The organism is Mesorhizobium sp. YC-39, assembly GCF_025753795.1.
In the GTDB taxonomy this organism is placed as follows: Bacteria; Pseudomonadota; Alphaproteobacteria; order Rhizobiales; family Rhizobiaceae; genus Mesorhizobium.
Map to the genome: position 1 here is coordinate 1,447,258 of NZ_JAOWPS010000001.1, position 22,774 is coordinate 1,470,031.

The following is a 22,774-nucleotide window of genomic DNA, read 5'->3' on the forward strand; positions in this document are numbered from 1 at the left end:
CCCAAAAAACACGCGCGGGCAAGCCCGCAAAAGCCCCGCTTAACTGCCCACGGCCAGCATCTTTTAACCGCGATTGTGGCATCACTGCGCCTTTTGCCAACGATTCTGCACCCTTGGAAGGTGTTCTGCCAAGGGGTTTCTGCAATCTGTGGTTAAATCCTGTCCCTCAAGGCAAACCAGTTGAGCGCAAGGAAGAGCAAAGGCGTGCGCCAGCGCCGGCCACCGGGAAAGGGCGGAATTTTCAAATCCTCGATCAGTTTCAGCCGGTCCCGGTTGCCTGAAACGGTCTCTGCATAGAGCTTGCCGAAGAAGTTCGACAGCATGACGCCGTGGCCGGAATAGCCGCCGACCGAAATCACATTGGGCATCACTTCGCGCACGAAAGGCTTCCTCGGCACCGTGATGCCGACATAGCCGCCCCAGCCATGCGTGATCTCGACATCCCTGAGGTCGGGATAAAGCTCAGCTATCTGCCGGCGGATGTGGATATGGATGTCCCTTGGATCGTTGACCGCGTAGATCTCACGTCCGCCGAACAGCAGCCGACCATCCCTGGATTTGCGGAAATAGCGCACGACGAAGCGCGAATCGTCGACCGCCTCGCCGCCTGGCAGCACTTTTGTATCAGCTCCGAGCGGCACCGTCGCGCCGATGAAGGAGCCGATCGGCATGATGTGCGCCGCACTTACCGGCTCGAGCGCGCCGCCATAGGCATTGACGCCGACCAGGCATTTTTCGGCAGTGATCGTGCCGTTCGGGGTCGTGACCTTGACCTTGCCGCCAACGGAGGTGATACCGGTCGCCAGCGTCTGCTCGAATAGCTGCGCGCCGGCCTCAGCCGCTACCTTTGCCGTGCCGATCACCAGCTTCAGCGGATGGATGTGGCCGGTGCCGATATCGCGGGTGCCGCCGAAATAAGCGGTAGACCCCAGCCGCTCCGCCGTCTCCCTGGCATCCATGAAGGAGATATGCGGATAGCCGAAGCGGCTCGCCATGATCTCGGCATGCGCCTTGTAGTCGTCGACATAGCGCTTCTTGTGCGCCACCGACATCTGGCCCGGCATATAGTCGATCTCGATCCGGTTGACGGCGGCGAATTCCATGAGGTGCGCCTTGGCCTCCTCCGCCAGGTCGAACAGCGCCTTGGCGCGGGAAAGGCCGTATTCGGCCTCCAGTTCCTCGGCCCAGGCACGCTGGCCTGTCCCAAGCTGACCGCCATTGCGGCCGGATGCGCCATCGCCAAAACGATACGCTTCGATCAGCACGACATTGCTGCCGGCCTTGGCGAGATGGACCGCGGCCGACAGGCCGGTAAAGCCGCCGCCGATGATGACCACGTCGCAAGTCAGGTCGCCGTCAAGTCCGGAATATTCGGGCCGCGGTCCAACGGTATCTTCGTACCAGGATCGTCCCGGCGAAATCGGAGATTGATAACTCATGATCGGTCAGACGTTGAGCAGCAGATACTCCCGCTCCCACGGGCTGATCACTTCCATGAAGGTCTCGAATTCCGCCCGCTTGATCGCCGCGTAGGTCGCGGCGAAGGATTTGCCCAGCAGCGCGCAAAGTTCCTCGTCGGCCTCGAAAAGGTCGACGGCTTCGAGCAGGCCGCGTGGCAGGTCGATCTCGGCCTCGTTGGCGGTCGTCAGCACCGGCGGTTCGGCCTTGATCTTGTTGGTCATGCCGATCAGCCCGCAAGCCAGCGATGCGGCCAGCGCCAGATAGGGGTTGGCGTCGGAGGAAGGGATGCGGTTTTCGACGCGCCGCGCCGCCGGGTCGGAGCGCGGGACGCGGAAGGCGGTGGTGCGGTTGTCATAACCCCATTTGTTATTGACCGGCGCCGATGCCGCCTGCGTCAGCCGGCGGTAGGAATTGACATAGGGCGCAAACATCACCAGCGCGTTCGGCACATGTTGCTGCATGCCGCCGATGAAATGGAAGAAGTCGTCGGTTTCCGAGCCGTCCTCGGCCGAAAAAATGTTCTTGCCGGTCTTCTTGTCGATGATCGACTGGTGGATATGCATGGCCGAACCAGGCTGGCCCTGGATCGGTTTAGCCATGAAGGTGGCATAGATCTCGTGCTTCAGCGCCGCCTCGCGAATAGTGCGCTTGAACATGAATACCTGGTCGGCGAGCTCGATCGGATCGCCATGGCGCAGATTGATCTCGAGCTGGCCAGCACCCTCCTCATGGATCAACGTGTCGATCTCCAGGCCCTGGCTTTCGGAGAAATGGTAGATGTCGTCGATCAGTTCGTCGAATTCATTGACGCCGGCGATCGAATAGCCGGCGCCGCCGCCGATCGGCCGTCCGGAGCGCCCGACGGGCGGCGTCAGCGGGTAGTCCGGGTCGGGATTCTTGCGCACCAGGTAGAATTCGATTTCGGGCGCCACCACCGGCTTCAGCCCGCGCTTGTCGTAAGCCGCAAGCACACGCCGTAGCACGTTGCGCGGCGTGAATTCGACCGAGCGGCCGTCCTGGTGGACGAGGTCGCAAATGACCGCTGCCGTCGGATCCTCTTCCCATGGAACCACGGTCAAGGTCGAAAGATCCGGCATCAGCTTGAGGTCGCCGTCGTCTTCCGGATAGTGGAAGCCGTTGCCGTCCTCCGGATAGCCGCCGGAGATCGTTGTCATGAACACCGCCGAGGGCAGCGCCAACGAAGTGTTGGAAGTGAATTTCTTCGACGGCATCATCTTGCCGCGCGCAACACCGGCCTGGTCGGGCGTGATGCATTCGATGTCTTCGATGCCGCGCCATTCCAGCCAGGCGCTGACCTCCTTCCAGTTTTTCACGCCACGTTGATTTTTCACGAACGCAGGCGTGCGGGCACGTCCTCCGCGGCTCGACGGACGGACTTCCTTTTTTGCAGGCGGCATCATTCACCAGATTAGGTTTGCGGATTTTGGAGTATAGCCGGGGCCGGTGATGGAAGGGAAGGGGAGCTTGCCGGTATCGTCTGCGCAGTTGAAAATCGCTCCAGGCAGCTTAGGTTCGACCTCTCGCGAATTAATGTCCCAGTTTCAGTTTAACATCGAATGCAGAACAATCCCCAATTGACCACGATCGGCTTCGACGCCGACGACACGCTCTGGCAGAACGAGCAGTTCTTCCGCATGACCGAGAAGCGCTTTGCCGCTCTGCTCGCCGACCACGCCGAGGAGTGGCACATCTCGGCAAGGCTGCTGGAGGCGGAGAGGCGCAACCTCGCAATCTACGGCTTCGGCATCAAAGGATTTACCCTGTCGATGATCGAGACGGCGATCGAGATCACCGAAGGTCGCGCGCCGGCCTCGGTCATCGCCGAAATTCTTGCCGCTGGCCGCGACATGCTCAGCCATCCGATCGAGGCGTTGCCTCATGCGCGCGAAACCGTGGAAGAGCTGGCAGGTGCGTACCGCCTGGTGCTGATCACCAAGGGCGACCTCTTCGACCAGGAGCGGAAGCTGGCGCAATCAGGCTTGGGGGATCTGTTCGATGCGGTCGAGATCGTCAGCGACAAGAGCGCGGCCACCTATACCAGGATCTTTGCCCACCACGGCGATGGTCCGGAAAAAAGCATGATGGTTGGCAACTCGCTGAAGTCGGACGTGGTGCCGGCCATCGAGGCCGGCGGTTGGGGCATCCACGTGCCGCATGAACTGACTTGGGTGCTGGAGCATGTCGAGCCGCCGGTTGCAGCACCTCGCTTCCGCCAGATTGCCGATCTGTCGAAACTGCCCGGGCTGATCGAAAGCATCGGGAAGGCAGGTTGAAGGTAGCTAACTGCGTCCGAGTTCGATCAGGTGGTCGATCACCGGCTGCAGCCGTTCGGGTGTGATCGGCTTGACCACCACCGCGTCGATGACGCTGGACAGACCCAAGCTCTCGGGTGTGCCATTCTTGGTTGAAAGCAGGATTACCGAAGGGAGCGACTTGCCTGACGTCCGCCGCAGCGCGCCGATACCGGACAGCAGCGCGTCGCAGTCCTTGTTATCAGCTCCACCATCGAGAACGACAGTGCCGGGAATGGGCGATCGCAACGCCGTTGCGGCCGTTTCGGGCGATTCCGAGATCGGTTTCAGCCCGGACCGTTCAACGATCTTCGAAACCACCACCCGGTTGATCGGCGATTTTCCAACGACGAGCACGCGGGTAAAGTCCGTGAGCATCTGGGACTCCCCCTTCCGGCTCACCAAAGTCAGGTGGCTTGCAGTCTTGGTCTCGCGATTCATGGGGCGCATAGGCAGGACAGCACTCGTCTCTGTTTCAATGCAGAGTTGAAATCAGAGCGACAATTGGCGTGAGATCGCGTCCCATGTCAAGTTGAAACGGCAGGTTTCGAAGAGGCCGACACAGTCGATTAAATATAAGTTAAATCTTTACCTATGGGTCGGCGGTGAAGGATTGTACAAAACGAAAATCACCTGCGCGGAAAATCACGCAGGTGAAGTCGTTCCGACCGGATTTCGATCAGCCCTGGCTCCGCTGCGTGACGATCACCGGGATCAGCAGGTCGCCCCAATTGCCGTCGCCGCCATGGTGTCTTGCCGAGCGCACGAGCTCCACCGAGACACCGGCCTCGACAGCTTTCATGACGGATTGGTTGAGCCTATGCAGATCGTTCGCCAGCATGCGTATGGTCGCCTGCTGGTCGACACTCATGGTGGTGGCCTGCTCTTCGGCCCGTTCCTTGACGCGACTGATCGATGCCATTGGTCTTCTCCCTGAGTCCTTAGGGGCGTTTTCTCTGTTGTTGCGTTCCTGCTATTCCGCGGCCGGCTTAAACTGGGCGTGCTCGGTCGATTCATGCATGGCCGTGGTCGAGGACCGGCCGCCGGTGATCGCCATCGACACGGCGTCGAAGTAACCGGTGCCGACCTCGCGCTGATGCTTGGTCGCCGTGTAGCCATGGGCTTCGGCCGCGAACTCGGCTTCCTGCAACTCGGAATAGGCAGCCATCTGTCGTGCCTTGTAGCCGCGGGCGAGCTCGAACATGCCGAAATTGAGCTGGTGGAAACCGGCCAGCGTGATGAACTGGAATTTGTAACCCATGGCGCCGAGCTCCCTCTGGAACTTGGCGATCGTGGCGTCGTCGAGGTTCTTCTTCCAGTTGAACGACGGCGAGCAATTATAGGCGAGCAGCTTGCCCGGATGGTGCTTGCGAACGCCCTCGGCGAATTTTTTGGCCTGCGCCAGATCGGGCTTCGAGGTTTCGCACCAGATCAGGTCCGCATGAGGCGCGTAGGCGATCGCCCGCGCAATGCAGGGCTCGATGCCGTTCCTGACTTGATAAAAGCCCTCCACCGTGCGGCCGGCGTCATAGTCGACGAAGGGCTGGTCGCGCTCGTCGATGTCTGAGGTGAGCAGCTTTGCCGCTTCGGCGTCAGTGCGGGCGACAACCAGCGTCGGCGTGCCCATCACGTCGGCGGCAAGCCTCGCGGCGTTGAGGTTGCGGATATGCGCGGCGGTCGGGATCAGCACCTTGCCGCCGAGATGACCGCATTTCTTTTCCGATGCCAATTGGTCCTCATAATGGACACCGGCGGCACCCGCCTCGATGAAGGCCTTCATGATCTCGAAGGCATTGAGCGGGCCGCCGAAGCCGGCCTCCGCATCGGCAACGATCGGCGCGAACCAGGTGTCGACCGAAAGCCCCTTGCCTTCGGAGGTCTCGATCTGGTCGGCGCGCTGCAGCGTGCGGTTGATGCGCTTGACCAGTTCAGGCGCGGCATTGGCCGGATAGAGCGACTGATCCGGATACATGGCGGATGCGGTGTTGGCATCGGCTGCGACCTGCCACCCGGACAGATAGATTGCCTTCAGGCCGGCCCGCACCTGCTGCATTGCCTGGTTGCCCGACATGGCGCCGAGCGCGTTGACGAAATCCTCCTCGTGGATGAGCTTCCACAACCGGTTGGCGCCCATTTCGGCGAGGCTCTGCCGGATCTGGACGGAACCGCGCAACCGCTTCACATCCTGCGGCGAATAGGGCCGTTCGATACCGTCGAAGCGGCCTTCCGGCGCGGAGGGAACGAGGTTGTAAAAATCAGTCATTGATCACTCCGAATGGGTCTGTGTCGAGCTTTAAAGACGCCAAGTCATAGAAAACTTCGCGCCGCCGTATGTGACATCATTTACATTTCATCGCAAAATTGGCCAGAAGATCTAAGTGATAGGCCGAAAAATAAGGGAAAATCTGTATTGCGTTTGACAGCGTGCGGCTGTAAATTTGTAAATATTGTAAAAGCTCAGTTCGCAAATCGAAATGAACCCCTCGTTGTAAATTCGTGTAAAGAGAATATGGCCGAGCATAAGATATTCGCTGGACCGCGCATCCGCCGCATCCGCAATGCCAAGGGCCTGACGCAGACGGCGATGGCCGAAGGGCTCGGCATATCGCCGTCCTATCTCAACCTCATCGAGCGCAACCAGCGACCGCTAACGGTCCAGTTGATCCTGAAGCTGGCCACCGTCTACAAGGTGGATCCGCATGAATTGCAGGGCGAGGCGAAAGGGGCGGTCGCCGCCTTGCGGGAAGTCTTCTCGGATCCGTTGCTGGCTGGCGAATTGCCGGGCGACCAGGAGCTGATCGAGCTTGCCGAGGCGGCGCCCAATGCGTCCGCCGCGGTGGTGAAATTGTTCCGCGCCTATCGCGAGCAGGCAGAGCGGCTTTCCGATCTCAATGAGCTTCTCGCGCGGGAGGGCAGGGCCACCGCGCTTTCCGGCGCGCGGCTGCCGATCGACGAGGTGCACGAGATTTTCGAGCGCCGGCCGAACCATTTCGCCGCGCTCGAGGCGGAGGCCGAGGCGTTCACGTCGGTGCTCGATCCCGGCGACGATCTGTTCGGTGCGCTGAAGGCCTGGCTGAAGCGCGAATACGGCATCGCCGTCAAGGTGCTGCCGGTCGCCACCATGCCGAACTGGCGCCGCCGTTACGACCGCCATTCGCAGCGCCTGTTTCTGTCCGAGCGCCTGTCGCCGTTCGACCAGTTGCGCGAAGTGGCAATGGAGGCCTGTCTGATCCGCATGACGGTCGCGGTGGCGGGCGAGATCCAGGCGCTGAAGCTGACCACGGACGAGGCCCGCCGGCTGGCGCGCTTCGAACTTGGCCGCTACGCCGCCCACGCGCTGATGATGCCGTATCAGGCCTTTCAGGCGGCCGCCCACCGCGCGCGCTACGATATCGACGTGTTGCGCTCGCGCTTCGGTGTCTCCTTCGAGCAGGCGGCAAACCGCCTGACCACGCTGCAGCGGCCGGGCGCATCCGGCGTGCCGTTCTTCATGCTCGAGGTCGACAATGCCGGCAACCGCTTCCGCAAGGCGGGCAGCCAGGGTTTTCCGCAGAGCCGCTTCGGCGGCGGCTGTCCGAAGCTGCCTGTCCATGCCGCCTTTGCCCAGCCCGGCCAGATCTTCGTCGAGGCGGTGGAAATGCCCGATGGCGCCGAGTTCCTGTGCGTCGCCCGCACGCTCGAAGGGCCGCAGGGCGCATTTGCGGAACGCCCGCGCCGTACGGCACTTCTGCTGGGCTGCGACATCGGCTTTCGCGACGAGATCGTCTACGGCGCGGCACTGCCGGGCGCGATTGCCGCCGCTGTCGGAAAACCCGGACAGGGCACCAGTTCGGCCACACCGATTGGCCCCGCTTGCCGGCTCTGTGAACGCATCGGCTGCCTCGCGCGCGCCGAGCCGCCGGTCACGCGTCCGCTCGGCCTCGACGAGATGGTGACCGGACTGAGCGCCTTCGATTTTCAGTAGGATCGAGCGCGCGACCTGCTGTCTTGCCACAACCGTCGCTGTTTGGTGGATCACGCCCCAGCATTGCCTTTGCGCTACGCGAATGCGGCACGTTTTCGTCGCCCGTTGCGCATCATGCTGCCCTGAAATCGCCGACAGTCGCGCCCATGACCGATACCGCATCAGCACCGATGGCCGTTTCGCCTGTTGTCTCGCCGCACGGCGAGCGCATCGGCTTTCTCTTGGTGTTCCTGTCGGCGCTGATGTGGAGTTTCGGCGGCACCATCGCCCGCTTCATCGACGCCGGCGACAGTTGGACCGTGGTGTTCTGGCGCTCGGTCTGGGCCGCCGCCTTCCTGGTCTGCTTCATGATCTGGCGCGACGGCAGGCGCGGCACGCTGAAATTGTTTCGCGATATGGGTCTGCCTGGCCTTGCCGTGGCCTTTTGCTTCGCCACCGCATCGACCAGTTTCGTCGTGGCGCTTGCTTACACCACCGTCGCCAACATCCTCTTGATGCAAGCTGGCGTGCCGCTCCTGGCGGCGCTGTTTGCCTGGGCGCTGTTTCGCGAAAGAGTGGCCATAGCGACCTGGGTGGCGATTGGCGCCGTCATAACAGGCGTCGCCATCATGGTGTCGGAATCCCTCGATGGCGCTGTCTCGCCCATCGGCGACGGGCTGGCCCTGCTCATCGCCGTCATGTTTTCGATCGCCACCGTCATCACACGGCGCTTTGCGCATGTGCGCATGACGCCGGCGACCTGCCTCGGCACGATGCTTGCCGCCGCATTCGCTGCATCGCAGGCATCGGAATTCGCCGTTTCCAGCCGCGACATGGGCTTCCTCTTTGCCTTCGGCGTGGTCAATCTGGGCCTTGGCCTTGCCTTCTTTGCCACCGGCGCCCGGCTCGTTCCGGCAGCAATCGCTGCCCTGCTCGGCACATTCGAGCCGATCCTCGGCCCGATCTGGGTCTGGCTCATCCACTCCGAGGTGCCGTCGGCGCGCACCATTGTCGGCGGCGCGGTCGTGGTCACAGCGCTGCTCGTCCATATCGGGCACGAATTCAGGCGCCAGGCACGGCCCGTGCGGCCAGGTGTCACCGGCATGCCGTCGCCTAATTGAGGAGAGCGCACGCGCCAAAGCGAGATGAGCCCCAAATCGAGATGAGCCATTGACAACGCGGCAGCCGCGCGGGCAGGCTGCAAATACGGCAACAACAAGACAGGCGTATCTTGCCAAGTCTCTCCGCCGGCCTGATCCAGACCGGAGTGCATCGTTGTATTTCTACCCGCGCAGCGGCGAAAGCTTCTGACGGCGACGGAGCGCCTTCCCGACCACAAAGGAAACACCGGGCTCGGCCTGCATCACTCCGCCATGGTGCCGGCAATTCGCGCTTGTCGCTCCCTGGAAAGCTCAATAGTCTGAAACAAATGCCCGGCCGCGCGGACGCTGCGACGAGCCGGCGACGGAACACTCATCAAAGGAGAATAGCATGATCCGCAAAGCGCTCTGGCTTTCGGCGACCTCGGCATTTCTGGCGCTTTTCACCATCGGCGCTCATGCCGAGGACCGCGTCGTCAACGTCTTCAACTGGTCGGACTATATCGACAGCTCGATCATCGACGACTTCACCAAGGAAACGGGCATTAAGGTCGTCTATGACACCTTCGATTCCAACGAGATCCTGGAAACGAAACTGCTTGCCGGCGGCAGCGGCTACGACGTCGTCGTGCCCAGCGGCAATTTCCTCGCACGCCAGATCCAGGCGGGTGTGTTTCAGAAGCTCGACAAGTCGAAGCTGCCCAACATTTCCAACATGTGGGACACCGTTCTGGAACGGACCGCCAAATACGACCCCGGCAACGAATACTCGATCAACTATATGTGGGGCACGGTCGGTATTGGCTACAACATCAAAAAGGTGCAGGCAGCACTTGGCACCGACAAAATCGATAGCTGGGATGTCTTCTTCAATCCGGAAAGTCTGGCCAAGCTGAAAGACTGCGGTGTCTATGTGCTCGACTCGCCAGCCGACATCATACCGGCGGCGTTGAAATATCTCGGTCTCGACCCGAACAGCACATCTGCCGACGATATCGCCAAGGCCGAGGAAGTCCTGCTGAAGGTTCGGCCCTATATCAGAAAGTTCCACTCTTCCGAATACATCAATGCCTTGGCCAATGGCGATATTTGCCTGGCGGTCGGCTGGTCGGGTGACGTATTCCAGGCGCGCAACCGCGCGGATGAGGCCAAACAGGGCGTTGAAATCGGATATTCGGTGCCGAAGGAAGGGGCTCAAATGTGGTTCGACCAGATGGCGATACCGGCCGATGCCCCGCATGTCGCCGAAGCGCTCGAATTCCTCAACTACATGATGAAGCCCGAAGTGATCGCCAAATCGTCAAACTATGTACTGTATGCCAACGGCAACAAGGCGTCGCAGCAGTTCATCGACAAAGCGATCCTGGATGATCCGGCGATCTATCCGGACGCTGCGACCTTGGAAAAACTCTACACCGTCTCGCCTTACGATCCCAAGACCCAGCGCATCATTACGCGCACCTGGACCAAGATCGTCACCGGCCAATAAGCAATCTGACACGACCCCGGCAGCCGCTGCCGGGGTCGACTTCTTTTCGGGGCAAGCAGCAGACGGAGTGGGGACATGAAATCGCTTGGCAGCATCCGCAGGGATTTCGCGCCATGGAACGATCCGAACGCCAAGCCGTATATCCAGTTCGACAATGTCACCAAGAAGTTTGGTGACTTCACCGCGGTCAACAATTTGTCGCTGACCATCTTCGAGCGCGAATTCTTCGCCCTGCTAGGCGCCTCCGGCTGCGGAAAGTCGACGCTGCTTCGGATGCTTGCTGGCTTCGAGGAGCCGACCGCCGGTCGCATCCTGCTCGACGGCCAGGATTTGCGCGGCATTCCGCCCTATCGCCGGCCGGTCAACATGATGTTCCAGTCCTATGCGTTGTTTCCGCACATGACGGTCGAGAACAACATCGCTTTCGGCCTCAAGCAGGACGGCATGCCCAAGCCTGAGATCGCGGCGCGCGTTGCCGAGATGCTGAGGCTGGTCAAGCTCGAGCAGTTCGCCAAACGCAAGCCGCACCAGCTATCTGGTGGCCAGCGCCAACGCGTCGCGCTCGCGCGCTCGGTCGCCAAGCGGCCAAAGGTCTTGCTGCTCGACGAGCCGCTGGGCGCGCTGGACAAGAAGCTGCGCGAGGAAACGCAATTCGAACTGATGGACCTGCAGCAAAATCTCGGCCTCACCTTCGTCGTCGTTACCCACGACCAGGAGGAGGCGATGACCATGGCCGATCGCATCGCCATCATCGACAAGGGCGAGGTGATGCAGGTGGCGACGCCGGCGGAAGTCTACGAGGCGCCGGGCTCCCGTTTCGTCGCCGGTTTTGTCGGCAACGTCAACATGTTCGAAGGCAAGATCGCGCGTGGCGAGGCCGGGGTCGCCAGCATCGATGCCGGCAATGGCATCACCATCCGGACCGAAAATGCCGGCAACGCTGCCGCTGGTGCGGCCGTCACCTTCGCCATCAGGCCGGAAAAGATCAAAGTGTCGTCCACGAAACCTGCCGGTGCCGTCAACGCCATCGAGGGCGAGGTATACGACATCGCCTATCTCGGCGACATGACCGTCTATCATGTCAGGCTGGACGACGGCCAGGTGGTGCGGGCCAGCACCATGAACGCGGCACGCATAACCGAGGACCCGCTGAGCTGGAACGACCGTGCCTGGGTTTCTTTCCGGCCCGACGCCGGCGTTGTGCTGACGCGGTAGGGGGCGATCATGTCAAACGCCGCTGTCCCCGCCGCAACGACCTCTCCGGCCACGGATGCAAGCAAATCCACTCTGGTCAGGCTGGGCGCTGCCTTCATTGCCCGTCTTGTTATCATTGTCCCGTATCTCTGGCTGCTGTTCTTCTTCCTCATTCCGTTCATCATCGTCTTCAAGATTTCGCTGTCGCAGACAGCGATTGCCATGCCGCCCTACACGCCGGTACTCGACTTCAGAGACGGCATTTCCGGATTTCTCTCGGGATTTGGTGCGCTTAACTTCGACAACTACGCCTGGCTGACGCAGGACGCGCTTTACTTCAACGCCTATGTGACGAGTGTCGTCATCGCCGCAATCTCGACGGTCCTGACATTGCTCGTCGGCTATCCGATCGCCTACGGCATGGCCCGCGCCCCGGCGACGATCCGACCGACCCTGCTGATGCTGGTGATCCTGCCGTTCTGGACCTCGTTCCTGATCCGGGTCTACGCCTGGATCGGCATCCTCAAGCCCGAGGGCCTGCTTAATCAGCTGCTGCTCTCAACCGGTATCATCAGCCAGCCGCTGATCATCCTCAACACCTACACGGCGATCTTCATCGGCATCGTCTATTCCTACCTGCCATTCATGGTGCTGCCGCTCTATTCCTCCCTTGAGAAAATGGACTATTCGCTGATCGAGGCGGCCAAGGATCTCGGCTGCCCGCCAATCACTGCCTTCTGGAAGATCACTTTTCCGCTGTCGCTGCCTGGCGTCATCGCTGGCTGTCTTCTGGTGTTCATCCCCGCCGTCGGCGAGTTCGTCATTCCCGATCTGCTCGGCGGGTCGCAAACGCTCATGATCGGCAAGACGCTGTGGAACGAGTTCTTCGCCAATCGCGACTGGCCGGTGTCGTCGGCCGTCGCTGTTATCCTGCTGTTGCTGCTGATCGTGCCGATCATGTTCTTCCAGCGGGCCCAGGCGCACGCCCAAGAACAGGATCGGTGAAACCATGAACGTCACCTGGAGCCGCTTCAATATCACCTCGATCGTGCTGGGTTTTGCCTTTCTTTACCTGCCGATCGTCCTGCTCATCGTCTTCTCGTTCAACGAATCGAAGCTGGTCACCGTCTGGGGCGGCTTCTCGACCAAATGGTACGTCTCGCTGTTTCACAACCAGGGTCTGATGGACGCCACCTGGGTAACGGCGCGCGTCGGCGTCATTTCGGCCACCGTGGCGACCGTGCTCGGCACGCTGGCGGCTCTCACCTTGACGCGCTACACCCGCTTCAGGGGCCGGGTGCTGTTTTCCGGCATGGTCTTTGCACCGCTGGTCATGCCGGAAGTCATCACCGGCCTGTCGCTGCTGCTGCTCTTCGTCGCCGTCGGCCTTGACCGCGGCTTCCTAACCGTCACCCTTGCGCACATCACATTGACCATGTGCTTCGTCGCCGTCGTCGTGCAGTCGCGTCTGATCACCTTCGACCGCTCGCTGGAAGAGGCAGCCATGGATCTGGGCGCGCCGCCGGTGAAGACCTTCTTCCAGATCACGCTGCCCGTCATCATGCCGGCGATCGTGTCCGGCTGGATGCTGGCGTTCACTCTCTCGCTGGACGATCTGGTTATCGCCAGCTTCACCTCGGGGCCTGGCGCCACCACGCTGCCGATGAAGATCTACAGCCAGGTCCGCCTCGGCGTGACGCCGGAGATCAACGCCGCCTGCACCATCCTGATCGCGGTTGTGGCCATCGGTGTTATCATTGCTTCGCTCGCCAACAAGCGTCGCGAGGTCCAGCGCCAGCGCGACGAGCAGGCCGCGCAACGCGGGTGAGATGGGCCGCGATCTGGCTGCCTACTCCCCTGAAACGCCGCGGCTTATCGGCGAGATGAACGGCGTGCTCCAGGTGCCGCCGACGAAGAACGAAGACTGGCTGGGACCTTGGCCGTTTGTCGGTGTCGCCGCCTGGTCTGGCTGGATGATGCCGCCGGACAGGGCCAACCCGCGTCCGGCATAGGTTGCGATGCCGGAAAGCCAGAGCTTGTATTTCGCCGAATTGGCCTCGGCCTTGTCGATCTTCGCCACACCGTTCGAAATGCTCGCCTTGAGTTCGGCTCCATCGATCGGCAGCGTTCCGTCGGAGACATCGTCGAGTGCAAAGAACCCGCCTTGTTCGGTGTGTTTGAGAAATGCCGGCAGATTGAACTTGCTCAGCGCGCCCTGGCCGAATGTCGCCGAGACCGAGCCGTCGGCGTTTTCGAAGATGGAATCCCAGGTTCTGCCCGGTCCCTTGAGGATGACGGAGACGGTTCCCGTGCCGATCGGCACCAGCCGCGTCATTCCGGCCGCGGTGCCGAACGCGCCGCCGTCGATATCCGAGGCAAGCAGCCTGATCTCGACCTGCGTCCCCTCCGGCTTGCGATCGAAACGAAGACTGCTCTGGATGTTGCCGCCAAAGGCCGATGCATCGGAAATGTCGAAGACGGCAAGACCGTTCTTGACCTGCGCGGTGGCGGCGACATCGGCAAGCTGGATGGCGCCGGCGGTGGCGTGGGCCGCCGACAGCCTGAGATCGAGATTGATCCGGTCGGCGAAGCTCGTGTCGATCTCAGCGGGACCAGTTCCGCCAGTGGGCGCCAAGGGCGTGAAGGCGGAAAGAAACGACCACAAGTCGAGCGTGTCGAATGCGAGCGTCCCGGCGATCACCGGTCGCGCCTCGCCGAAGGAAAGATCCAGGGCGCCCATTCCCGGATTGTTGTCCAGGGCGAGCGCGGTGTTTTCCAGTTTGACGCGGCCGGCGGTCGCCGTCACCTTGCTCGAAACGGAGATCGAGCCGATTGCCGCACCCGGCGCGATGCCGGCCTGCGACCATTCGAGCACCCGCCTGAGCGAGGGTGCGGCAAATTTCGCCTGGCCGTCGAAATAGGCATTCTCGAACATGCTGGCCACGCCGTCGAAGGAAAAACTGGCAGGGGCCGCCTTGAACGAAAGCGTGATCGGCGCCGCGCCCCCCGCAAACAGCACCAGCGGGTTCGGCGATGCGGCATCCACGGCGACGCTCTCACCGCGCCAGATCCCGGTCGCCGACAGCGTCGCATTGCTGTTCATCGCGGCCCAGTTCGCCTGGCCACTCAGGCTGCTCAGGATCTCGGTGTCCTTGCCGCCAACCGAGTTCACCATACGGCCGTCTCTGAATTCCACCGTACCGAAAGGATCTGTCGGCAGCTTGCTCAGATCCGGCTTGGCGCGATCGGCGCTGACCACGGCGCGAGCGGTGTCGATGGAGCGCGTGATGCGCCCGCCCGAAGGTATGGCGGGCAGGAAAAGCCCATTTGCTGCGCGCTGAACCCGGATCGTCGGCCGCACCAGCCGCGCCGTCGAAAACACCACGTCGCCACGCAGCGCCGCCATGGCGGAGAGATCGACCTCGACCCGTTCGGCTTCGATCACCGGCGGCGCATCGGTCTCCGTCCACTGCGAAAGCGTCACATCGGTCAGGATGGCGCGGAAATTCGGCCAGACTTCGATCCGCGGTGCGCCGTCGATGGTGACCCTGAAACCGCTCCACGCACTCATTTCCCAAGCAATGCGGTCGCGCACGATGCGGGTCGAGGCAACGAGCGGCAGGGCTGCGACGACCAGCGCGATGACGAGGACGGCAACGCCGATCGCCCATATTCCGCGCCGGATCAAAGGTGATGCCATATCGCCCCGGTTGCTTCCATTCCGACAAAATCGCCCGATGGTGTAACCCTAATCGTCACTACGACTTAGGGCTGATGCATTTCAAGTCTTTATGGCCCAGCGATGGCATTTGCGCACATCCATCGCGGCCGGCTTAACAAAATCTTGCTCTGCTGCGCTGCGATATGCATAAGCGACGGTGACCGTGGAGGAACGATCATGGCTGCCGAAACACCACTGTGGACACCGACGCAGGACCAGGTCGACTCCGCCCCGATGACCGCCTTCATGAAGGCCGCCGAGGCGAAAACCGGCGCAACATTTGCTTCCTACGCTGATCTCCATCGCTGGTCGGTCGACGATCGCGCGGCGTTCTGGGACCTGGTCTGGGATTTTTGCGGGATCTTGGGCGACAAGGGCACCGGCGAGGGCGCCAGTGAACGCGTGCTTGTCGATGGCGAGAAGATGCCCGGCGCCGCCTTTTTTCCCGACGCGAAGCTGAACTTCGCCGAGAACCTCCTGAAGAAGACTGGCTCTGGCACGGCCATCGTCTTTCGTGGCGAGGACAAGGTCGAGCGCCGGTTGTCCTGGAATGAGCTTCACGCGCTGACCTCGCGCCTGCAGCAGCTTTTCCTGTCACTCAAGGTGAAGAAGGGCGACCGCATCGCTGCCATGATGCCCAACATGCCGGAAACCGTCGCCGCCATGCTGGCGACTGCCTCGATCGGCGCCGTCTGGTCGTCCTGCTCTCCCGATTTCGGCGAGCAGGGCGTGCTGGACCGGTTCGGCCAGATCGAGCCCGTCGTCTTCATCGCGCCGGACGGCTATTGGTACAATGGCAAGGCGATCGAGGTCGCCGACAAGGTCGCCGTCGTAGCGGCAAAGCTTCCCACCGTCCGCAAGATCCTCATCGTCGACTATCTCGGCACCTCGGCCGACGTGGCAGTGACCATCGACAAGGCAGCGGCACTCGAAGAGGCGCTTTCTCCCTTTGCCGCCAAGCCTGTCGCCTTCGAACGGCTGCCGTTCGCGCATCCGCTTTACATCCTGTTTTCCTCAGGCACGACCGGCATCCCCAAATGCATCGTCCATTCGGCTGGCGGAACGCTGATCCAGCACGTCAAGGAAGAACGCCTTCATGCCGGCCTGCTCGATGGGGATCGCTTCTTCTATTTCACCACTTGCGGCTGGATGATGTGGAACTGGCTCGTGTCGGGCCTCGCCTCGGGCGCGACCTTGCTGCTCTATGACGGCTCGCCCTTTTATCCCGACGGCAACGCATTGTTCGATTTCGCCGATGCCGAGAAGATGACCTATTTCGGCACCTCGGCCAAATTCATCGATTCCGTGCGTAAGGCCGGCCTCAAGCCGATCAAAACGCACGATCTTTCGACCGTGCGAACGATCTCCTCGACCGGCTCGCCGCTGTCGCCGGAGGATTTCCGCTTCGTCTATGACGGCATCAAGAAGGACGTGCATCTCGCCTCGATCTCGGGCGGCACCGATATCGTTTCCTGCTTCGTGCTCGGCGTGCCGACAGAGCCGGTATGGACCGGCGAGATCCAGGGACCCGGTCTCGGCCTTGCCGTCGACGTCTGGGACGATGATGGTCACCCGCTCCGGCAGGAGAAGGGTGAACTCGTCTGCACGAAGGCTTTTCCCGCAATGCCGATCGGTTTCTGGAATGATCCCGAGGGCAAGAAATACAGGGCTGCCTATTTCGAGCGCTTCGACAATGTCTGGTGCCATGGCGACTTCGCCGAATGGACCGCTCATGGCGGCCTGATCATCCATGGCCGCTCCGACGCGACGCTCAATCCGGGCGGTGTGAGGATCGGCACGGCGGAGATCTACAATCAGGTCGAGCAGATGCCGGAAATCCTGGAAGCGCTGTGCATCGGCCAGGATTTCGACAATGACGTGCGCGTCGTGCTGTTCGTACGGCTGGCTGCGGGCGTCGAACTCGACGCGGAGTTGGAAAAACGCATCCGCACGAAAATCCGCACAGGGGCCAGCCCCCGTCACGTGCCGGCCAGGATCGTCGCCATCGCCGACATCCCCCGCACCAAATCGGGCAAGATCACCGAACTCGCGGTGCGCGACATGGTGCATGGGCGCGCCATCAAGAACAAGGAGGCGCTGGCCAATCCCGAAGCGCTCGAATTATTCCGCAACCTGCCGGAGTTGGCCGACTGACCATGGTTAACGAGTTATCTCGCTCGAATTTACCTAGATTTCATGAGTGGTACACATTGGTAAATTTTCCAGCGCGCCGGTAAGGATTTGTTAAGGGCCGGCATCGATAGTCGTGCGTAACTTGAGGGAGAAATCCCGTTCCTCGAAATCCCCAGAGGATCTGAATTCGCTCAAGCCCCGTTGTGACAGCAATCCCATTATTCAAGGCGTCCCGTTGGACGCCTTTTCTTTTATTCGGCCAGCACTCGGGTCGAGGGGAAGGCAACTTCAACGAGCGTGCCTTCGCCGGGCGTCGAGTTGATGGTGAAGCGGGCGCGGTTCGCTTCAACCATGGCCTTGGTCAGCGGCAACCCGAGACCGGTGCCGTCGCCGCGCCCGCGTTTCAGTGCGTTGATCTGCTTGAACGGTTTCAGCGCCTGTTCGATCTCTGACTGGCTCATGCCGATGCCGGTGTCGCGCACGCGCATCACGACATCGCCGGAAGCTTCGTAGGCGGTCGAAACGATGACCTGGCCGCCGGCCTGCGTATAGCGGATGGCATTCGACAGGATGTTCAGCGCGATCTGGCGCACGCTGCGCAGATCGGCCACCACTTCCGGCAGCCGCGATGCGAAGCTGGAACGGATGATGACACGTTCGCGGTTGGCCTGCGGCTGCATCATCGCCACCGTTTCGGCGAGCGTATCGTTGAGCGACACCGCCTCGTAGGCCATCTCCTGCTGGCCGGCCTCGATCTTCGAAATGTCGAGCAGATCGTTGACCAGGTCGAGCACGTGGTTGCCCGACCGGTTGATATCGCGCAGATAGTCGCGGTAGCGGTCATTGGCGACCGGCCCGAATTTCTCATCCACCATCAGCTCGGAAAAGCCGATGATGGCGTTGAGCGGCGTGCGGATCTCGTGACTGATGCGGGCGAGGAAGTCGGTTTTCTGCGAGGAAGCACGTTCGGCCACGGCGCGCGCCTGGGTCAGGTCCTCTTCGGCCCGCTTCCACTGCGTGATGTCGCGCACCACCGCGCAGAAGCCGCTGTCGTTGGGCAGCCTGCCGATGGTCATGAACAGCGGGATGAAGCGCCCTTGCGCCTCGCGTCCGATCACCTCGCGGCCGTCGTTGAGCACGCTTGCCACGCCGGGTTCGGACAGTCCGTCGAGATAGTCGCGCGCCGCACGCTGGCTTTCGATCGCAAACAACGAGACGAAGGGCTTGCCGGTCACCTCATCGCTGTCGAAGCCGAACAGCGCTTCAGCCGGACGGCTGATCGAGCGGATCGTTCCGTCACGGCCGATCAGCACGACGCCGTCGGTCGCGGTGTCGATGATGGTGCGCATCTCGGCGATGCGTGCCTTGAGCTCGGGGATGTCCGGCTGCGTCTGCTCGTCGGCGCCACCGTGCAGGGCGGCGGGCGGTGCGTCGTCGTCGCCGGAACGGCGCACGACCAGCATCAGCGCCTTGCCGGTACGCCACGGAACCGCGCGCAAAATGGCCTCGATCGGAAACTCCTGGCCGTCGCGCGTCTTCAACCGCAGCGCGTGATCGGTGCCCTCGGAGGCGCTGTCGTCGTAAGGATCGGCAAACAACGCGCCAAGGCCGCCGGCGGCCTCCAGATCATCCAGCGCATCATAGCCGGTCAGGCCGAGGAATTCCTCATTCGCATAGTGAAGGTCGTCGCCGGAATGGATGAGCAGAGGCACCGGCAGCTTGCCAAGGATCGAAATATCCGGAGCCTTGTCGTCTCCGGGTGAGAAAGCCGAAGGCAGGAACCCTTCGAGCTTGAGCGGCGGCACCTGGAGACGCGGCCGCCCGATGGGCGCCGGCACCACGTTACCAGCATCGCCAATGTCATCGGCCGACGAACGGGTTTCGTCGCCATCGGGACGCGCCCAATCCTCGCTGTCTTCCGCATCGCGGAAATCGTCGGCGGTCATGCTGTCGTCGTCTTCGGTGGCTCCGGCACTCGGCGGCGCTTCGCTGGCCATCGATCGGCTGTCCGTGCCGGTTGGTTGGGCGATCTCCGGCACTTCCGCCTTGTCAGGATCGGAGACAGGTGCGTCGTCGCTGTTGTCGGCGACATGGTCCCGGTCGGCGTAATTTAGCAGCGAGCCCGTGATATTTGACACGGTTGATTGGCCGGCCGGCTGCTTCTGGACAGCCTCCGGCTGCTCCTGGACGGCTTCATCCGGCTGCTCGCCGTCGAGTCTGGCGACATCCTTCTCGTCTTCGCTATTGGTTTCGGCTGGTTCCGCCACCGGTTCTGCCGGCCTTTCGACATCGGCTCGCTCGACCGGGAGATTGTCCTTCCTGAGCCGCTCGCCTATCTCGCGGAATGCGCTGCGTTCAAGGGTCGATAGGCCCTTGTCGTTGGCGGGCTGCCTGTGCTCGGCCAGCCGGATCACCTTGTCGGCAAAGCGACGTTCCGGCTTTGGCACGATGGTCAGCGCCGGCACCTCGCCCTTGAACGGATCGGGTTCTTTCGGCGCTTCGGCCACAGTCTCCGTGGTCTCCGGCTCGACCGCCGCCGGCGCCTGGTCATTGGGGACAAGCGCCATCCCGATCGCTTCCGGATCGACCGCCGCATCACCGGTGCGGGCGACGCCGAAACCGCGGAAGCCTTCGAAGGCGCGGCTGCGGCCATAGACGGGCAGCGCCGCCAGATCGACGGGTATCTTGAGATCGGTGCCGGCCACCGGCCACAACACGGAACGGCCGGACCAGGTGTCGCGTCGCTCGAGCAGGCCAGCGATCTCATCGGATGCATCGAGGCCAAAGGCGGCCGCGACATCCCTGAAGCGCCTGCCGATCACATCGGCGGCGGGTTTGCCGACGATCTCGGCGAATTCCGGTGAAAGGGCACTGAACTTGCCATCGGCGTCGGTGCGCCAGACGAAGCGCAGCGGCGCCGCGGCGCGGTCGATGGTCCGCATGGGGCGCTCGGCCGGGGCGGCGGCTTCGGCAGTGTCGCGCGCGCCGCTTTGTGCTGGAACATCCGGCCCGGACGGTGCTTCGCCAGGCAAAGGAGCTTCCGGCCTTGCCGGTTCTCGCGTCTCATCCTCACTGGCGCTGAAGTACCAATGGTCATGCTGCGCCGGCGTTCCGCCGGCCGCCGGGCTGGCGCTATCGGCGGCTTGCGAGCTTTGTTCGGTCGTATCGGGAATGTCGTGCCCGGCCGATGCCGCTTCGACAATTGACGGCACGGCATCCGTCGCCTCCGTCTCCGCCATGCCTTCGTCGCCAAGAGCCTCGCTGTCGAGCTGGGCCTCGTCGATCACCACCAGCAAGTGCCGCTCGTCCGTCAGCCGGGCGAGGCCGGCCGGATAGGAGGTGGTGCGACCTGGAACGAGGCGCTTGACGATGCGCTCGCTCTCGTTCGTCACATCGGCCACAAGTGCTGCTAATGTTGCGGGCAGGATGCCAAGCGCCGAAAAACCGTCCGAAGCCGCCTCGATCCTGCCGTTGGCGTCGACAAAGGCGATGAAGTGACCGTCCTCTGTAAAGCCGCTGATCGCCCGATCGGCAATCTCGGCGGCGTTGCGCGAGCCGGCCTGCGCCGCCGGCACAGCCAGCATGATCGCATTCTCGCCATCCGGCATGGTCACGGCGCTGGCCAGGAAGCCAATCGCGCGGCTGGTCAGGCCCGTGGCCAGCCGGACCGTGATGGCGCGGTCGCGGCCGATCTCCGGAAAATTGCTTGTCGCCATGATCTGGCGCCTGGCGATCAGCGGCAGCCCTGCCGAGGCGCCGATGATGGCCTCGATGTCCGGGTAACCGAACACGGCCGCACCTGGTCCATTGGCCCAGATCACCTGTTCGAGGTCGGTCGACAGAATGGCGATCGCGTCGCCGGCAGCAAAGCGCTGCCGGACCGCGTCGAGCACGGCGACGTCGAGAAAGGAGTAGTTTTCGGACGGCATGCGGCTAGTGAACCCTCTGGGCGAACCCTCACGGACCGGGCAATTTTGAGTTAACGCTTTGTTAATAAAAGCCCACGTCGCGAAGGTCTACAAGCCATTGCGTGCAGCGGCCGGAATCTCTGGGCGCTTGGTTAACGCCCCTTAAGATTTTATGGTGCGCTGCAACAAAGATGTTGCAATGCACAAAATTTGCCTTTATATTGCCATCATACATGAACGAGACGGCTTTCCGTCAAAGCCGCTGCCACCACAAGGATGGAAAATGTCCAGGACCAAAACTGCCGAGACAATCGAAAACGTTGAATTCCCGAGCTTCGACGCTTCCAAGGCCACCGACCAGATCCGTGCTTTCGCCGAAAAGGGCGTTGAACAGTCGAAAGAGGCCTATGCCAAGCTGAAGACCGGCGCCGAGGAGACCCAGAAAGCTCTGGAGTCGACCTTCGAGACCGCCAAGACCGTTTCCAGCGACCTGTCGCTCAAGACCATCGCTGCTTTGCGTGCCAACACCGAAGCCGGCTTCTCGCATCTCGAAGCTCTGATCGGCGCGAAGTCGCTGTCGGAAGTCGTCGAGCTGCAGACCGCATTCCTGCGCAAGCATGTCGAAATGACCGTCGAGCAGGCCAAGGACTTCCAGACCGTCGCCTCCAAGGCGGCCGAGGACGTCTCCAAGCCGATCAAGACCGCCTTCGAGAAGGCCGTAAAGGACATCAAGGCCGCCTAATATTTACGCACAACTCGAAGATGCATCAAAACGTCGCATTTCGTCAGACAAATAGATGCGATAGTATTGATGAAAGTGAATACCCGGCGGGTGGAACCTCCTCCCTCTGCTCTCCGGGGTGACCAGCCAGCACCTCCTCCCGCTGGCTCGTAACAGGAAAAGGCCGGCACCTCCTCCCGCCGGCCTTTTTCTTTGCCCGGCGAAAGGTGATGCCGAAGCCGGAAGCAATCTTTTGCTGCGGCGCCGCGCGTCCTCTGGTTGCGCAAAAGCCGCTGCGGAACTTGGATTTGTGCATGATCCCCAGCGAAAATCGATTCTGCTTTTCGGGGTCATGCATTGCCAAAAGCCTTGAATTAAACTCCGATAGCCCGTATGGACGCATCGCCGAACGACAGAGTGGATCCTGGAGAATGAACCTCGATCCCGCTCAGGCAAATGTGCCGTTGTAGCTCAGCTGGTTAGAGCGCCGGATTGTGGATCCGGAGGTCGCTGGTTCGATCCCAGCCAACGGTACCATAAATTTCTCGGTAACTAATTGATTTTGCTGTATAATTTCAAGTTTCTGGCTATCAATCTCGGTTCATTCTACTCATTTGTGTTACCTATTGTGCTACTTTGCGGACAAATTTGGTGGTTCTAAACGAAACGGCTTTGGGCCTGTTCGTCAATTTTCTCCGTCTCGTTGATGACACTCGTCACACGTAGCTCAGCCCTGCCGGTTTCGAAAGACCTTGCAACGACGCGTGCGGTAATCGGCGGCAACGACGTGCA

At 61.7% G+C, this 22,774-nt stretch carries 16 protein-coding genes and 1 tRNA gene; 10 read left to right on the forward strand and 7 right to left on the reverse strand.

Features of this window, described 5'->3' with window-relative positions:
* Nucleotides 1–152: 152 nt before the first annotated feature.
* A complete protein-coding gene (locus OHD62_RS06810) occupies nt 153–1,439 on the reverse strand; it encodes an NAD(P)/FAD-dependent oxidoreductase (protein WP_263781702.1) in 1,287 nt (428 codons plus the stop codon).
* A gap of 6 nt (nt 1,440–1,445) precedes the next feature.
* Nucleotides 1,446–2,882 carry a glutamine synthetase family protein gene (locus tag OHD62_RS06815; RefSeq protein ID WP_263781703.1) on the reverse strand — a complete coding sequence of 479 codons (1,437 nt, stop codon included), beginning with the start codon at nt 2,880–2,882 and terminating at the stop codon, nt 1,446–1,448.
* A 156-nt stretch (nt 2,883–3,038) separates the two neighbouring features.
* Here OHD62_RS06815 and OHD62_RS06820 point away from each other — a divergent pair, with 156 nt between their 5' ends.
* Entirely contained in the window at nt 3,039–3,755 is a 717-nt protein-coding gene (locus OHD62_RS06820; RefSeq protein ID WP_263781704.1) for an HAD family hydrolase, read from the forward strand.
* Nucleotides 3,756–3,761: 6 nt separating this feature from the next.
* Here OHD62_RS06820 and OHD62_RS06825 read toward each other — a convergent pair whose 3' ends face one another.
* From OHD62_RS06825 to aceA, 3 genes are all read right to left on the reverse strand, one after another.
* Complete coding sequence (locus OHD62_RS06825; RefSeq protein WP_263781705.1) at nt 3,762–4,151, reverse strand: response regulator; 390 nt, start codon at nt 4,149–4,151, stop codon at nt 3,762–3,764.
* Nucleotides 4,152–4,452: 301 nt separating this feature from the next.
* Nucleotides 4,453–4,695, reverse strand: coding sequence for a hypothetical protein (locus OHD62_RS06830; RefSeq protein WP_263781706.1), 243 nt, complete (start codon nt 4,693–4,695; stop codon nt 4,453–4,455).
* Nucleotides 4,696–4,746: 51 nt separating this feature from the next.
* Nucleotides 4,747–6,036, reverse strand: coding sequence for an isocitrate lyase (aceA, locus tag OHD62_RS06835; protein ID WP_263781707.1), 1,290 nt, complete (start codon nt 6,034–6,036; stop codon nt 4,747–4,749).
* Nucleotides 6,037–6,282: 246 nt separating this feature from the next.
* Here aceA and OHD62_RS06840 point away from each other — a divergent pair, with 246 nt between their 5' ends.
* The 6 genes from OHD62_RS06840 to OHD62_RS06865 all read left to right on the forward strand — a co-directional run bounded on the left by OHD62_RS06840 (nt 6,283) and on the right by OHD62_RS06865 (nt 13,327).
* On the forward strand, nt 6,283–7,737 hold the full coding sequence (locus OHD62_RS06840; protein WP_263781708.1) for a helix-turn-helix domain-containing protein: 1,455 nt from the start codon (nt 6,283–6,285) through the stop codon (nt 7,735–7,737).
* Between the two features lie 146 nt (nt 7,738–7,883).
* Nucleotides 7,884–8,837: a DMT family transporter gene (locus OHD62_RS06845; RefSeq protein WP_263781709.1), complete on the forward strand. Its 954-nt coding sequence runs from the start codon at nt 7,884–7,886 to the stop codon at nt 8,835–8,837.
* A gap of 370 nt (nt 8,838–9,207) precedes the next feature.
* The gene (locus OHD62_RS06850; protein ID WP_263781710.1) at nt 9,208–10,305 is read left to right on the forward strand and encodes a polyamine ABC transporter substrate-binding protein; all 1,098 of its coding nucleotides are present in this window, start codon (nt 9,208–9,210) and stop codon (nt 10,303–10,305) included.
* A 75-nt stretch (nt 10,306–10,380) separates the two neighbouring features.
* Nucleotides 10,381–11,520 (forward strand): ABC transporter ATP-binding protein, encoded by a 1,140-nt coding sequence (locus OHD62_RS06855; protein ID WP_263781711.1) that lies wholly within the window; start codon nt 10,381–10,383, stop codon nt 11,518–11,520.
* Nucleotides 11,521–11,529: 9 nt separating this feature from the next.
* Nucleotides 11,530–12,504: an ABC transporter permease subunit gene (locus tag OHD62_RS06860; protein WP_263781712.1), complete on the forward strand. Its 975-nt coding sequence runs from the start codon at nt 11,530–11,532 to the stop codon at nt 12,502–12,504.
* A 4-nt stretch (nt 12,505–12,508) separates the two neighbouring features.
* The gene (locus OHD62_RS06865; protein ID WP_263781713.1) at nt 12,509–13,327 is read left to right on the forward strand and encodes an ABC transporter permease; all 819 of its coding nucleotides are present in this window, start codon (nt 12,509–12,511) and stop codon (nt 13,325–13,327) included.
* Nucleotides 13,328–13,348: 21 nt separating this feature from the next.
* Here the strand turns inward: OHD62_RS06865 and OHD62_RS06870 are convergent, their stop codons facing one another.
* Nucleotides 13,349–15,199 carry an AsmA family protein gene (locus OHD62_RS06870; RefSeq protein ID WP_263781714.1) on the reverse strand — a complete coding sequence of 617 codons (1,851 nt, stop codon included), beginning with the start codon at nt 15,197–15,199 and terminating at the stop codon, nt 13,349–13,351.
* Nucleotides 15,200–15,397: 198 nt separating this feature from the next.
* Between OHD62_RS06870 and OHD62_RS06875 the strand changes: the two genes are divergently transcribed.
* Nucleotides 15,398–17,374, forward strand: coding sequence for an acetoacetate--CoA ligase (locus OHD62_RS06875; RefSeq protein WP_263781716.1), 1,977 nt, complete (start codon nt 15,398–15,400; stop codon nt 17,372–17,374).
* Nucleotides 17,375–17,604: 230 nt separating this feature from the next.
* Here the strand turns inward: OHD62_RS06875 and OHD62_RS06880 are convergent, their stop codons facing one another.
* Nucleotides 17,605–21,282, reverse strand: coding sequence for a PAS domain S-box protein (locus OHD62_RS06880; protein WP_263781717.1), 3,678 nt, complete (start codon nt 21,280–21,282; stop codon nt 17,605–17,607).
* A 262-nt stretch (nt 21,283–21,544) separates the two neighbouring features.
* On the opposite strand from OHD62_RS06880, the gene OHD62_RS06885 reads away from it, so the two are divergent.
* Both OHD62_RS06885 and OHD62_RS06890 read left to right on the forward strand, forming a co-directional pair.
* Complete coding sequence (locus OHD62_RS06885; protein WP_263781719.1) at nt 21,545–22,003, forward strand: phasin; 459 nt, start codon at nt 21,545–21,547, stop codon at nt 22,001–22,003.
* Between the two features lie 439 nt (nt 22,004–22,442).
* A tRNA-His gene (locus tag OHD62_RS06890) sits at nt 22,443–22,519 on the forward strand.
* The last annotated feature ends 255 nt before the right edge of the window (nt 22,520–22,774 follow it).